Below are 12,288 nucleotides of genomic sequence, written 5' to 3'. Positions count from 1 at the left end.
ATATTGCCGGATGGAGGCGGTTTGTCCATGGATCCGATGACGAAAATGTGGTTGTCGCTAATAGCGATTCTGGTAATGGGATTGTCCGTATTTCTGATAACCTTTGCGCGCAGCAAGACAAAAGGCCTGCTGAGAGCTATATTATCAATAGTTGCTTTTGTCATTATGCTGATCGGGCTGTTGGGTGGGGCCGCTTCAATTATGTAAGCATTTACATGAAATTCAGGCAGAAGGTTCTTGGAAGAATCGCTGGATTTTTTTTGCAGAAATAGGACGTGAGTAGATGGCAGATTCGGGAATTCCCTACATATTGGAAGCAGCACTAGCCTCTATATGCGAGGTGTTAAGCCTGAGCTGGCTGGAGGAGCCGCCTGTATGGCTGCTGGGAGGAAGCTGCGGGCTTCTGCTGCACGGAGTGCAGTTGAGTGCCCCGCCGCGCGACATCGACCTCTACGCCGATCTGGAGGATGCCGAAGTACTTCATTCGGCTCTGAGCGGATATTCGGTGGACGGAGGTCCGGAAGAAGATTATAGCGGAGGCTGCTATTCGCTGCGCAGCCGCTACCGTATCGGAGATGCGAGGGTAGAACTGGTATGCGGTTTTCAGATCGGCTCCGGTACGCGCCGGTATGCCGTGGATGTTCAGCAGCTTCTGCCGCATGCATTCATCCAGGATTTTAACGGTATCGGCTTAATGCGTCTCATGCCTGCGGCTCACGAGCTGGTGTTTAACCTGCTGCGGTGCAGGGTTGAGCGGTGCAGTGCTATTGCCAATTTTATGAAAGTCAATCTTGCTGATCATTTACCACTGCTGCAGCAGCTAGTTCTGGAAAATGGACTGGATGAAGCCTTTGGACTGCAGCTGGAGAAACTGCTCGGAGTGTCGACATCGATACAGATTTAACAAGAAGCATAAGGAAGGAAGCTATGTCATGAAGCCACAAAAAGGATGGACTGTCACCTTCCAGCCAGAAGGACGAAAAACAGTAGTGCAGCACGGGGTAACCCTGCTGGAAGCAGCGCGTAAAGCGGGAGTGGTCCTGCCTACCCGCTGCGGCGGCAAAGCCGGTTGCCTGATGTGCAAGGTGACGGTCCCGCAGGAAGAGGCTGCTGCCCTTCGGCCGCCGGGGGATGCCGAGCGGCGGAAGCTTGGCGGCTTGCTGGATTCAGGCGTCCGTCTGGCGTGCCAGGCAGCCGTCTGGAACGATTTGAGTGTCGAAGTTCCTGAGGACCCGCTCAAAGCCGCAGTGCGGCGCAGACTGGAAGCAGCGCGTCGTGGAGAAGAGGACGGGCTATGGTAAGCTTTTGAAGTAACTTTCGGAGAATGCTGGAGCAGAAAGGGGCGGACGGAGTGCTTTTCACAGATGGGCTGAAGACATCCGGAATCAGAATGGGCTTGCTGCTGGGAATAAGCTTGCTGCTCTTTGTTCTCACGGGCTGTATGTACCGCGGAGAACAGAACCAGCCTGCGGGTAATTTCCGCGAGAGTGTCAAGCGGGTCCAGGCGGCAGTGGATGATTATCAGCAGGAGGAAGGTCTGCTGCCGATCCTGAATAGTGAGGAGTCTACTCCACGCTATGAGAAATTCGTAATTGATTTGGAGAAGCTGCGCCAAAAAGGGTATTTGGATGAAATTCCGGCTGCTGCCTTTGAGAAGGGCGGCAGTGCCTATTTTCTTATCTTGGACGAAGAAAGTGATCCTACCGTAAAGCTGATGGATCTTGTTACCGTGCAGAAGGTAAATGATGTCACCCGCCAGGTCAACCGCTACAAATCATCGCATGGAGGCGCACTCCCGGCAGGGGAGGAACGGTATCCGGGCTTCTTCACCATTGATTCCAAAAAGGCGGGAACGGCGTCTATAACGCTGAAGAGCGTCTATTCCGGACAGCCGCTGGAGTTTATCATGGACAAGAACGGTGACGTGTATGTCGACTACAGCTTTGATATTATGTCTGCCATCGACAAGGAAGGCGCAACTCCTGCGGCCAATCAGGATCTGCGGATTGAGCTGGAGCAGGTTTCTTATTATGTGCCGGTGAAGTCGTTGCCGTATTTGTGGATTAATGGGCAGCCAGTTCCTCAGCCTCCGGATAGTCCATAGACCGTTTCCAGCCGACAGCAGTTCCAGAAGTTATTCTGGGGCTGTTTTTTTGTGTTTTCCGGTGTTTCTGCGGCAGCGGCCACATGAAAGGAGAGAGGTAGTTCTACTTACTACTCCGCCCTCATATGATTGATGAGAAGACTTCCGGGCGTCGTGACGCCCTGCGGGGGTGCAGAACCTCATTTCGCAAATTACTATACAAATTGCGCAGCTGCGGGTCATAAATCCGTTCCGGATACATATGATGATACTAGTCCAAATGCATGTCCGAGCATTCGGAGTTTAGCGCGGGGCAAAAGTGTTCCGCCCTTAAGCAGCAGCTAGGCTTCGGGCGGACATACGAAAGTCCGGTGGATGTCCTGCAAGGGTCAGATTACCGGCGGAACGCGAAGTCGATGCTCTTCAGGCATTTTTTCTTCGGAGTAATATGAGGAGGGGATCTCTTTTGGAAAAAGTGGATATTTTCAAGGACATTGCCGAGCGTACCGGCGGAGACATTTATCTTGGCGTCGTCGGCGCGGTTCGCACGGGGAAATCGACGTTCATCAAACGCTTCATGGAGACGATTGTCTTGCCGAACATCACCAGCGAGGCAGATCGGGTAAGGGCAGTGGATGAACTTCCGCAAAGTGCAGCGGGCAAAACCATTATGACAACTGAGCCGAAGTTTGTACCGAACAACGCGGTGCAGATCAAGGTTGCGGAAGGGCTGGAAGTGAATGTCCGGCTGGTCGACTGTGTAGGATATGCTGTGGAGGGTGCAAAAGGGTATGAGGATGAGAACGGCCCTCGCATGATCTCCACTCCTTGGTTTGAGGAACCAATTCCTTTCCAGGAAGCGGCGGAAATTGGCACACGTAAGGTGATTCAGGAGCATTCCACGCTGGGTGTAGTTGTGACTACAGACGGCACGATTGCTGAAATCCCGCGGAACTCTTATATTGATTCCGAAGAGCGGGTCATTGCGGAGCTGAAGGAAGTAGGCAAGCCGTTTGTGCTTGTGATCAACTCCACCCGGCCGCGCAGTGAAGAGGCACAGCAGCTGCGCAGTGAGCTGGCTCTTAAATATGATATTCCCGTTATGACGCTTAGTGCCGCGAATATGACGGAAGACGATGTGACCGGTGTGCTGCGCGAAGTGCTGTACGAATTCCCGGTCCATGAGGTCAATGTGAACCTGCCTAGCTGGGTGATGGTGCTCGGCGAAAATCACTGGCTGCGCAGCAGCTATGAGAATTCCGTCCGCGATACCGTGAAAGACATCCGCCGCCTGCGTGATGTTGACCGGCTGGTCTCCCAGTTTACAGAATATGATTTCATCGACAAAGCAGGGCTTAGCGGAATGAACATGGGCCAAGGTGTGGCCGAGATTGACCTGTATGCGCCGGAAGAACTGTATGATCAGGTTCTGATGGAAGTGGTAGGGGTTGAAATCCGCGGAAAAGATCATCTGCTGCAGCTGATGCAGGACTTCTCCCATGCCAAACGCGAATATGACCGCTTCTCCGAAGCACTTGAAATGGTCAAAACAACCGGCTACGGGATAGCCGCTCCTTCACTCGCGGAAATGGCTCTCGATGAGCCGGAGCTGATCCGCCAGGGCTCGCGTTTCGGGGTTCGCCTGAAGGCGACAGCACCTTCGATTCATATGATCCGCGTGGATGTGGAATCGGAGTTCTCACCGATCATCGGCACGGAGAAACAGAGCGAAGAGCTGGTGCGCTATCTGATGCAGGACTTTGAGAATGACCCGATCAAGATTTGGGAGTCGGATATTTTTGGCCGCTCGCTGCATTCGATTGTGCGCGAGGGTATTCAGGGCAAAATTGCCATGATGCCGGATAATGCCCGCTACAAGCTGCAGGAAACACTTGGACGGATCATCAACGAGGGTTCTGGAGGCCTGATCGCCATCATTTTGTAAGGCATATTTCATAACAAAAAGAGAGCAGGGATTTCCGGCTCTCTTTTTGTTATGCCGAAGTGGAGGCATATGACATCCGATGAATTCCCCTCTGCACTCTTTTTATACGGAAATGCTTCTCTACTTTATGGTTAATAGGAATTTCTTCCATTAATAGTCTCTCATTTTCGGCCTTATTGAGGGTTTAGTAGATACTTTCTGCTCCTTTTTTGAGGAACGCCTTGAAATTATGGATGGGCTGTATTACTATAAGTTTGTTGCGCTTCTAGGAAGAAGGGCGCCAGTATCTAGCAATAAACGGGATTATCACGTATATTTTGCGTTGAAACGGAAACAGTGTATGATACCGGAAATTTACCCAGGGAGGTGAGAAGACATGAATAAATCAGATTTGATCAACGTAGTAACAGAAGCAACTGAACTTCCCAAGAAAGATGCTACTAAAGCGGTAGATGCCGTTTTCGAAGCGATCACAGGTGCTCTGCAAAGCGGCGATAAAGTACAACTGGTTGGATTCGGAAACTTTGAAGTGCGCGAACGTTCCGCACGTAAAGGCCGCAACCCGCAAACTGGTGAAGAAATCGAAATTCCTTCAAGCAAAGTACCGGCATTCAAACCCGGTAAGGCGCTTAAAGACGGAATCAAATAGAGATTTCTACATATCGATCCTATAGTCTTCCGAGTTACAACTATGCCGCCCTCCAAGGCGGCATTTGTTTTTGCAATCTTTATCCGCAATTGCTTAGAGAAAGCGTATACTCACACAAAATTAAGCGAACGCTTCCGAAGCCAGTTTTGTACGAAGAAATTTCAAGGAAGTAGATGCTCACAAAACTTTTAGGAGGATCAAAGATGACCGAGAAGAATAATGGCGTTAGCCCTGCACCGTCAGGCAGCGAGTACATCGTGGTGAAGGCCAAAGAGAACGGCGTTCAGGTAATCGGGCTTACCAGAGGACTGGATACGCGCTTTCACCACACCGAGAAGCTGGACAAAGGCGAGGTGCTGATCGCTCAATTCACCGATCATACCTCAGCTATGAAAATCCGCGGCAAGGCGGAAATATGGAGCAAACACGGACAAATGGAGAGCGAAAGCTGAAAAGCAGGCATAGCCTGCTTTTTTTCAAAATATAACTAAGTATAAGCAAGTCTGCAGGATCGTATAAACGCACGGCTAGGCGGAAATTATGGATAAGGGGGCAGGTCATGAACCGGGGCTGGCTAATCGGAACTGTATTGCTCGTGACCACGGCTTCTGCCGTAATTCTGCCGCAGCTGGCGGAACTCGAACCTTCCTTGCAGAGGCAGCAGGGAGTAGTGGAAACCTTTAGCGGTGCAAATACGATTCTCGATAATGATAATCTTGTAGATATACTGAACGGAATCCCCTTTACCCTGTCCATTGATAGCGTAGACTTTGATCAGAGCGTCTTGTCACTGGATCTGAAGGTAACCGGCAATAACCACGAGCCCAAGGAACTATATCAGAATATGGCTCAGGCGATCTCCTTTGCTTTCCGAGATACGGAGAATGTCGATCAGCTGCTCCTGCGCATCGTTGCCGAGGACAAATGGCTGGACACCCGCCGACTTTTGCTTGCCGGGGATATCAGACGCATGGAGTGGTCGCTTCAACTGCAGCAAAAGCTGGAGGCGTCCGGGAATGATCCGCTGCCAGATGCGCTCAAGAAAGGCTTCCGTATTCGTGAAAGCGAGCTGTGGAAAAGGCAGTTCATTTATCCCTGATGTGGGTAAATGAAACTAGAACGCCCTAGAGTGCGTGACAAAAAAACATGTGATATAATAGACAAGATTGTGAACAAAGATAATGTCATAACGTCAATGGCTTCGGAGGCTGAAATGAAACCGTACCGCATACCACAACTTGCTAAACCTTACACCGACTACGATATGATTCAGCGGCATACGGAATTACCGCCGTTTTCCGATGGGCGTGGTCATTTGTTATATATTTTTCTGAATCACGGCACCCCGGGCGGTGCGCAAAACGGTGAGCTGTATACTCTGGTAACAGCACTTGTGCAGCTAGGTCTTGATACGCATGAGAGCATCGACGTATCCCTTGAAGAACCGGGGGGAGACCAGATGCGTTCCCGTCAGCTCAAGGTGCTGGCCGGCGATTACTTCAGCAGCTGGTTTTACCATTTGCTTGCGAAACGTGAACAGATCGAGATGGTGGGCATCTTAAGTACGGCCATTGCCGACTTTAACGTGATGAAAGCCCATCTTTACGGCAAAATGAAGGGGATGCTGCTCTCCGCTGAACAATACCTGCGGCACACGGTACAGCTCAATATGCGGCTGTTCCTTTCTTTTACACCGATGATTGAGGAGTCGCTTACCCAGCTGTGGGAGAAGCTGCTGGCTGAATTCAGCCACTGCGAGACCTTATGTCTGGAACTGCGGCGGTCTGGTAATCCGGCAAGTGCCCGGGAAGGCTATTGTTACTGGAAGGTGATGGAATTAGCCACAGAAGAAGAGCGGCAGCTGCTGGACGAGCAGAATCTCGATCTGAAGGATTGGAAGAAGCTGAAGCTGAAATATAAATGCGATTCCCTGCTGACCGACAAGCTGCATGGGTCGCTCCAGTCCATACAGGGACTGATGAAAGACATTAAGGACGAGCACCTGATCAGCGAGCTTAGCTCCGCGCTTGACCACTTTCTCCTGCAGACGAAAATTTCCGGACAAGCGGCCGTGGAGGGGTAGAGAATGACTATAGAGAAAACATCGGCTTTGGGTGACCAGGGCGTCAAACCGAAGGAACAATTTGTACACTCCGTATTTGAGAGCATTGCCGGCAAATATGACCTGATGAATGATATTCTAAGCTTCCGCCGCCATAAAGCGTGGCGAAAGTTCACGATGCGCAAGATGGGCATGAAGCGCGGCGATTCCGCTGTAGACTTGTGCTGCGGTACCTGTGACTGGAGCATTGCCTTGGCTGATGCCAGCCAGACCGGAAGTGTTATCGGGCTTGATTTCAGTGCAGGCATGCTGGAGGTAGGCCGCCGCAAGGTGGAAGAGCGCAAACTGCAGGACCGCATCTCACTGGTCCAGGGCAATGCGATGGACCTACCTTTCGGTGACAACAGCTTTGATTATGCGACGATAGGCTTCGGACTTCGCAATGTGCCTGATCTCGTTCAAGTGTTGAATGAAATGAAGCGTGTAGTGAAGCCGGGAGGAATGGTTGTCTGCCTCGAGCTTTCCAAGCCGATGAAACAGCCGTTCAAAGGCATTTATTATTTTTATTTTCAGCGTGTACTTCCGCTCCTTGGGAAACTGTTTGCCAAAAGATACGAGCAATATAAATGGCTTCCCGAATCATTGGCCCTATTTCCGGACAGAGAGCAGCTTGCGGTGATTTTCCGTGAAACCGGTCTTGAGCAAGTTGAATCCTATCCCTTGACCGGCGGCATCGCAGCATTACATATTGGGCTCAAGGAGAACTGTAATGTTTAAAAAAGTCGGCGTTTTTCTGCAAATGATCAAGTTTGAACATACTGTTTTTGCATTACCCTTCGCATTTATGGGCGCATTGCTCGGTTCAGTTGTCATGTTCGGCACACTCCCTTCCTGGGCCCAGATCGGCTGGGTTGTTATCGCTATGTTTGGCGCCCGCAGCGCGGCCATGGGCCTGAACCGGCTGATTGACCGGATCAGCGACGCCAAGAATCCGCGGACCGCAGGAAGAGCGATTCCCGCAGGGCTGCTGAAGGTTGGAGAAGTAATTATCTTTATTGCGATCTCATTCTTTTTACTATTCTGGGCTGCTTTCAAGCTCAATCCCTTGTCGGCGAAACTGCTGCCGATCGCTGTTTTTCTCCTTGTTTTTTATTCTTTCACGAAGCGATTTACCTGGGCCTGCCATCTGATACTCGGGCTAACCATCGCCTTGGCTCCGCTTGGGGGCTGGGTTGCCGTTACTGGCACTGTGGACTGGACAGCCATGATCTTTTATTTCACGATTGTGTTTTGGACTGCGGGTTTTGATATTATCTATTCCTGCCAGGATGTTGAATTTGATACGAAGGAAGGCCTTTACTCCATTCCAGTCCGCTTTGGTGTTCCGCGGGCGCTGGACATTGCGAAGGTATTTCACTTTCTTACGGGCATCGGATTCGTTTCGCTCCTCTTTATCACCGATTTAAGCTGGTGGTATGTAGCAGGGATGCTGATTGCTTACATCATTCTTTTTTATGAGCATCACATTGTGTCTCCAAGTGACTTAAGCCGCTTGCAGACTGCGTTCTTTACCATGAACGGGGTGCTGAGCATCGTGGTGTTCTCATTTACTTTGATTGACCTGGTGGTGCAGTTTTACAAATGACAGAGCAGAAGCCTAAAAATTTCGTTGTAGGAATTACCGGAGCGAGCGGAGGTATTTACGGCGTTCGTCTGACGGAAACCCTGCTTTCATTGGGGTATACGGTCCATCTCGTTGTGAGCAATGCGGGCTGGCGTGTTTTTAAAGAGGAGCTTGGCTTTGCCGCCTCCGACCGGGAAGGCTTTCTGAACGAACAGTTCAGCGGCTATCCCGGTTCTCTGCTTTATCATAAAGTACAGGACATCGGGGCATCGATCGCCAGCGGCTCCTTCCGCACGGAAGGGATGATTATTATGCCTTGCTCCATGGGTACACTGTCTGCTGTGGCGCATGGCAGCTCCGATAATTTGATGACAAGGGCTGCCGATGTCATGCTGAAGGAAGGGCGCCCCTTGGTCCTCGTCCCCCGGGAGACACCGCTGCATGCCATTCACCTGGAAAATATGCTGAAGCTGTCCCGGCTGGGCGTCAAGCTGATCCCGGCAATGCCGGCCTTTTATTTTGGCCCGGTCAGCATGGATGATCTGATTAACTTTATGGTGGGCAAGGTGCTGGACAGCTTTAACATTGAGCACACTTTATTTCGCAGATGGGGGGAATGAGGGATGGTCAATTCGCAGCATACCGTTATCGGTAAAATCAGCTATACCAACTCATGGCCGGTATTTCACAATTTTCACCCCTCTTCGTTAAGTTATCCTGCAGAGATGGTGAGTGAAGTGCCTGCCATTCTTAATCAGGGCATGGCTGAGGGCACCATCCACGTAGGTGCATTGTCTTCCTTTGCCTATGCAGCAGCAAGTGACCGTCTGCTGCTGCTTCCGGATCTATCCGTCAGTGCGGAGGGGCCGGTCAAATCGATTATGCTGTTCTCTCGGATGCCTGCTCAGCAGCTTGGAAACGCCAGGATTGCCGTAACTAATACCTCCGCAACATCGGTGAATCTGCTGAAGATTCTGATGGAGAAAGCCATTCATGGCAAACCGGAATATATCAGTGCAGAGCCTGATCTGGATCACATGATGGATCAGGCGGACGCCTGTCTCTTAATCGGCGACAATGCGATCAGAGCCTCGTGGCAGAATCAGGGTTACATTGTTACTGATTTGGGTGAACTGTGGAATGAGTGGACTGGACTCAGCATGACCTTTGCCGTCTGGGCGGTAAACCGGGAGGCAGCGAACAGTAAGCCTAAAGCGATTGCCGAGATTGCCGAGGCCTTTGCGGAAAGTAAAAGACGCGGAATCCGCGAACTCGCGCCAGTTATTCGGGAGGCGTGCATGGCTATCGGCGGAACGGCTGCTTACTGGGAAGGATATTTCCGTAATCTATGTTATGACTTTGGGGAAAGGCAGCAGGAAGGTCTGAACCTCTATTTCCGCTACGCCTATGAAATGGGCCTGCTGCCGCAGGAAGTGAAGATGGAGCTTTGGAGCCACAATCTGCTGACACGGGTGAAAGAATGAAACGAATGCAAATATTCGGTTTGCTGAATAAGGATATGGATCTGATCGAAAAAGAGCTGTACCGCAGCGTTCAAGGCGATGATGGTCTGCTGACAGAGACTTCCCTGCATCTGCTGAAGGCGGGCGGCAAACGTCTGCGTCCAGTATTTGTGCTGATGGGCGGCAAATTTGGCCAATATGATCTGGAGAAGCTGAAGCGTGTAGCTATCCCGCTTGAGCTCATACATAGTGCTTCGCTCGTTCACGATGATGTGATCGACGATGCAGAGCTGCGGCGTGGAGAGCTTACTGTCAAAGCGAAGTGGGGCGACAAGATCGCCATGTACACCGGGGACTATATTTATGCGAAAGCGCTCGTTATGACTTCGGAGCTGAAAAATCCCCGCATCCACCAAATCCTCTCCAAGGCGATGGTGGAAATGTCCATCGGAGAAATGGAGCAGATCCGTGATTTCTTCAACAGCGAGCAGAGTGTGCGCCACTATTTGCGGCGGATCCGCCGCAAGACAGCCTTGCTCATCGCGATCAGCTGCCAGCTGGGCGCGCTGGCCGCTGATGCGGAGCCGGAGACAGCCCGGCTGCTCTATAATTACGGATACAACGTCGGTATGGCGTTTCAGATCCGTGATGATCTGCTCGATCTTTCCGGAACGGAGAAGCAAATCGGCAAACCTCCGGGCAGCGATATGCGCCAGGGGAACATTACACTTCCCGTGATCTACAGCCTTGAGGACGACCGGCTTCGCGATTCGCTGCTGGAGGAGCTGAAGCTTATCCGTGAAGGGCAACGCAGTGTGGGCCGGGCCATTGATCTGATCCTGTCAGGAGAAGGTATTGCCCGCGCAGAAGAGCTGGCTTCACGCTATATAGCCAAAGCACTGGCGGCGCTGGATGAGCTTCCGAACAACAAAACAAAGCGCAATCTGCGGGATATTGCATTTTTTGTAACAGGCAGAGCCTATTAGACTTCGCTCCTCTTTGAAATATAAGCGTTCACAGATGACCGGGTTTCTGATAATATCAGAAAATATACCACTTGAATTCGCAGCGATGTACTAACCTATTCATAAAAATGGAGAGTGACTCTATGGAAAAAACGTATCTGATGATCAAGCCGGACGGAGTACAACGCGGATTGATCGGGCGTATTGTCGCCCGCCTGGAGGACAAAGGATTTAAGCTGATTGCCGCGAAGCTGATTACCGTCACAGAAGCACAGGCCAAGAAGCACTACGCAGAACACGAAGGTAAAGATTTCTTTCCTGAACTTGTGGGCTTTATCACCTCCGGCCCTGTGTTTGCCATGGTGTGGGAAGGCGATGATGTAGTGGCGCTGTCCCGTCTGCTGATAGGGAAGACCAAGGTAGGCGAAGCGTTGCCGGGTACAATCCGCGGCGATTTTGCCAGCCATACACCGCTTAACCTTATTCATGGATCGGATTCACCGGAAAGCGCTGAACGTGAAATTGCCAATTTCTTTGCTCCGAATGAACTGGCTCACTACAACAAAGACATCCAGGCATGGATGTAACAACAGGCGGGAGGCAGGAGAAGTCATATGGCAGAACGTGAACAGATTGAAGCAGCAGATCCGGATTACACCGGGTTTATTCATAACGTCAAGCAAAGTACCGGAATCGATCTCGCCCAGTACAAGGAAGCACAGATGAAACGGCGTTTAACTACGCTGCGGATGAAGAACGGCTATCATTCATTTCAAGATTTTTATGCCGCAATGATGAAGGACAAGGCTTTATTTTATGAATTTCTGGACCGGATGACGATTAATGTCTCGGAGTTCTGGCGCAATCCGAACCGCTGGGAAGTACTGCGGGATGTCATTCTGCCTGATTTGCAGCGCTCGGGACGCCGGTTGAAGTTATGGAGTGCCGCCTGCTCCACCGGGGAAGAGCCATATACGCTGGCGATGATTTTATCCGACAAAAATCTTCTTTCCCAGACTGGTATTCTGGCTACTGACATCGATGATGGCGCTCTGGCCAAAGCAAAGCAGGGCCTTTACTTGGAACGATCCTTAAAGGACGTGCCAAAAGATGTAGCCGCCCGTTATTTCGCGCCGGAGGGACCGGTGTTCAAGGTCAGCGAATCACTCAAAAAAAGTATTGATTTCCGCAAGCAGAACCTGCTGCTTGATAAGTTTGACGAAGGGTTTGACCTGATCATTTGCCGGAATGTGATGATCTATTTCACAGAAGAGGCTAAGAATAAGCTCTATCATAAGTTCTCGGACAGTCTGCGCCCGGGCGGATATTTGTTCGTGGGCAGTACGGAGCAAATCTTTACACCTGCGCAGTATGGCTTTGAATCGACGGAAACGTTCTTCTACCGGAAGAAATAGTGCTGCACCGCCCGATCTGGTAAACGTATACTTTCGCTTCTTTTCAGTGATACTGAATAGTAGATACCCGTACGCTATGAAA

The 12,288-nt window shown here is 50.9% G+C and carries 16 protein-coding genes; all 16 read left to right on the top strand.

Annotation, left to right across the window (positions count from 1 at the left end; all coding sequences use genetic code 11):
* Positions 1 to 27 precede the first annotated feature (27 nt).
* The 16 genes from NSS79_RS22620 to NSS79_RS22545 all read left to right on the top strand — a co-directional run bounded on the left by NSS79_RS22620 (position 28) and on the right by NSS79_RS22545 (position 12,206).
* Positions 28 to 207 carry a DUF2768 family protein gene (locus tag NSS79_RS22620; protein WP_038594528.1) on the top strand — a complete coding sequence of 60 codons (180 nt, stop codon included), beginning with the start codon at positions 28 to 30 and terminating at the stop codon, positions 205 to 207.
* Between the two features lie 76 nt (positions 208 to 283).
* Entirely contained in the window at positions 284 to 904 is a 621-nt protein-coding gene (locus NSS79_RS22615) for a hypothetical protein (RefSeq protein WP_342436236.1), read from the top strand.
* Between the two features lie 28 nt (positions 905 to 932).
* Entirely contained in the window at positions 933 to 1,301 is a 369-nt protein-coding gene (locus NSS79_RS22610) for a 2Fe-2S iron-sulfur cluster-binding protein (RefSeq protein WP_342436235.1), read from the top strand.
* 23 nt (positions 1,302 to 1,324) lie between these two features.
* Positions 1,325 to 2,104 (top strand): hypothetical protein, encoded by a 780-nt coding sequence (locus NSS79_RS22605; RefSeq protein WP_342436234.1) that lies wholly within the window; start codon positions 1,325 to 1,327, stop codon positions 2,102 to 2,104.
* 445 nt (positions 2,105 to 2,549) lie between these two features.
* A complete protein-coding gene (gene spoIVA, locus NSS79_RS22600; RefSeq protein WP_038594524.1) occupies positions 2,550 to 4,028 on the top strand; it encodes a stage IV sporulation protein A in 1,479 nt (492 codons plus the stop codon).
* 376 nt (positions 4,029 to 4,404) lie between these two features.
* Entirely contained in the window at positions 4,405 to 4,677 is a 273-nt protein-coding gene (locus NSS79_RS22595; RefSeq protein ID WP_019909963.1) for an HU family DNA-binding protein, read from the top strand.
* A gap of 203 nt (positions 4,678 to 4,880) precedes the next feature.
* A complete protein-coding gene (gene mtrB, locus NSS79_RS22590; protein WP_342436233.1) occupies positions 4,881 to 5,129 on the top strand; it encodes a trp RNA-binding attenuation protein MtrB in 249 nt (82 codons plus the stop codon).
* 107 nt (positions 5,130 to 5,236) lie between these two features.
* Entirely contained in the window at positions 5,237 to 5,776 is a 540-nt protein-coding gene (locus NSS79_RS22585) for a hypothetical protein (RefSeq protein WP_342436232.1), read from the top strand.
* Positions 5,777 to 5,890: 114 nt separating this feature from the next.
* Positions 5,891 to 6,760: a heptaprenyl diphosphate synthase component 1 gene (locus tag NSS79_RS22580; protein WP_342436231.1), complete on the top strand. Its 870-nt coding sequence runs from the start codon at positions 5,891 to 5,893 to the stop codon at positions 6,758 to 6,760.
* Between the two features lie 3 nt (positions 6,761 to 6,763).
* Complete coding sequence (locus tag NSS79_RS22575; RefSeq protein WP_038594516.1) at positions 6,764 to 7,516, top strand: demethylmenaquinone methyltransferase; 753 nt, start codon at positions 6,764 to 6,766, stop codon at positions 7,514 to 7,516.
* The gene (locus NSS79_RS22570; protein WP_038594514.1) at positions 7,509 to 8,384 is read left to right on the top strand and encodes a UbiA-like polyprenyltransferase; all 876 of its coding nucleotides are present in this window, start codon (positions 7,509 to 7,511) and stop codon (positions 8,382 to 8,384) included. The genes NSS79_RS22575 and NSS79_RS22570 overlap by 8 nt, the downstream gene beginning before the upstream one ends.
* The gene (locus NSS79_RS22565) at positions 8,381 to 8,983 is read left to right on the top strand and encodes a flavin prenyltransferase UbiX (RefSeq protein WP_342436230.1); all 603 of its coding nucleotides are present in this window, start codon (positions 8,381 to 8,383) and stop codon (positions 8,981 to 8,983) included. Before NSS79_RS22570 ends, NSS79_RS22565 begins: the two co-directional genes overlap by 4 nt.
* 3 nt (positions 8,984 to 8,986) lie before the next feature.
* A complete protein-coding gene (locus NSS79_RS22560) occupies positions 8,987 to 9,847 on the top strand; it encodes a menaquinone biosynthesis protein (RefSeq protein ID WP_342436229.1) in 861 nt (286 codons plus the stop codon).
* The gene (locus NSS79_RS22555; protein WP_038594507.1) at positions 9,844 to 10,812 is read left to right on the top strand and encodes a polyprenyl synthetase family protein; all 969 of its coding nucleotides are present in this window, start codon (positions 9,844 to 9,846) and stop codon (positions 10,810 to 10,812) included. The genes NSS79_RS22560 and NSS79_RS22555 overlap by 4 nt, the downstream gene beginning before the upstream one ends.
* Positions 10,813 to 10,934: 122 nt before the next feature.
* The gene (ndk, locus tag NSS79_RS22550) at positions 10,935 to 11,378 is read left to right on the top strand and encodes a nucleoside-diphosphate kinase (RefSeq protein ID WP_076109858.1); all 444 of its coding nucleotides are present in this window, start codon (positions 10,935 to 10,937) and stop codon (positions 11,376 to 11,378) included.
* A gap of 27 nt (positions 11,379 to 11,405) precedes the next feature.
* Positions 11,406 to 12,206 carry a protein-glutamate O-methyltransferase CheR gene (locus NSS79_RS22545; protein WP_038594503.1) on the top strand — a complete coding sequence of 267 codons (801 nt, stop codon included), beginning with the start codon at positions 11,406 to 11,408 and terminating at the stop codon, positions 12,204 to 12,206.
* Positions 12,207 to 12,288 lie beyond the last annotated feature (82 nt).

It is taken from the genome of Paenibacillus sp. FSL L8-0436 (assembly GCF_038593025.1).
GTDB lineage: Bacteria > Bacillota > Bacilli > Paenibacillales > Paenibacillaceae > Paenibacillus_AQ.
This window is presented reverse-complemented; position numbering and strand designations above follow the sequence as displayed.

Bases quoted from the DNA above. Each gene is read 5' to 3' on its own strand.
- NSS79_RS22620 (WP_038594528.1), top strand. From the start codon at position 28: ATGGATCCGATGACGAAAATGTGGTTGTCGCTAATAGCGATTCTGGTA.
- NSS79_RS22615 (WP_342436236.1), top strand. From the start codon at position 284: ATGGCAGATTCGGGAATTCCCTACATATTGGAAGCAGCACTAGCCTCT.
- NSS79_RS22610 (WP_342436235.1), top strand. From the start codon at position 933: ATGAAGCCACAAAAAGGATGGACTGTCACCTTCCAGCCAGAAGGACGA.
- NSS79_RS22605 (WP_342436234.1), top strand. From the start codon at position 1,325: ATGCTGGAGCAGAAAGGGGCGGACGGAGTGCTTTTCACAGATGGGCTG.
- NSS79_RS22595 (WP_019909963.1), top strand. From the start codon at position 4,405: ATGAATAAATCAGATTTGATCAACGTAGTAACAGAAGCAACTGAACTT.
- mtrB (WP_342436233.1), top strand. From the start codon at position 4,881: ATGACCGAGAAGAATAATGGCGTTAGCCCTGCACCGTCAGGCAGCGAG.
- NSS79_RS22585 (WP_342436232.1), top strand. From the start codon at position 5,237: ATGAACCGGGGCTGGCTAATCGGAACTGTATTGCTCGTGACCACGGCT.
- NSS79_RS22580 (WP_342436231.1), top strand. From the start codon at position 5,891: ATGAAACCGTACCGCATACCACAACTTGCTAAACCTTACACCGACTAC.
- NSS79_RS22575 (WP_038594516.1), top strand. From the start codon at position 6,764: ATGACTATAGAGAAAACATCGGCTTTGGGTGACCAGGGCGTCAAACCG.
- NSS79_RS22570 (WP_038594514.1), top strand. From the start codon at position 7,509: ATGTTTAAAAAAGTCGGCGTTTTTCTGCAAATGATCAAGTTTGAACAT.
- NSS79_RS22565 (WP_342436230.1), top strand. From the start codon at position 8,381: ATGACAGAGCAGAAGCCTAAAAATTTCGTTGTAGGAATTACCGGAGCG.
- NSS79_RS22560 (WP_342436229.1), top strand. From the start codon at position 8,987: ATGGTCAATTCGCAGCATACCGTTATCGGTAAAATCAGCTATACCAAC.
- NSS79_RS22555 (WP_038594507.1), top strand. From the start codon at position 9,844: ATGAAACGAATGCAAATATTCGGTTTGCTGAATAAGGATATGGATCTG.
- ndk (WP_076109858.1), top strand. From the start codon at position 10,935: ATGGAAAAAACGTATCTGATGATCAAGCCGGACGGAGTACAACGCGGA.
- NSS79_RS22545 (WP_038594503.1), top strand. From the start codon at position 11,406: ATGGCAGAACGTGAACAGATTGAAGCAGCAGATCCGGATTACACCGGG.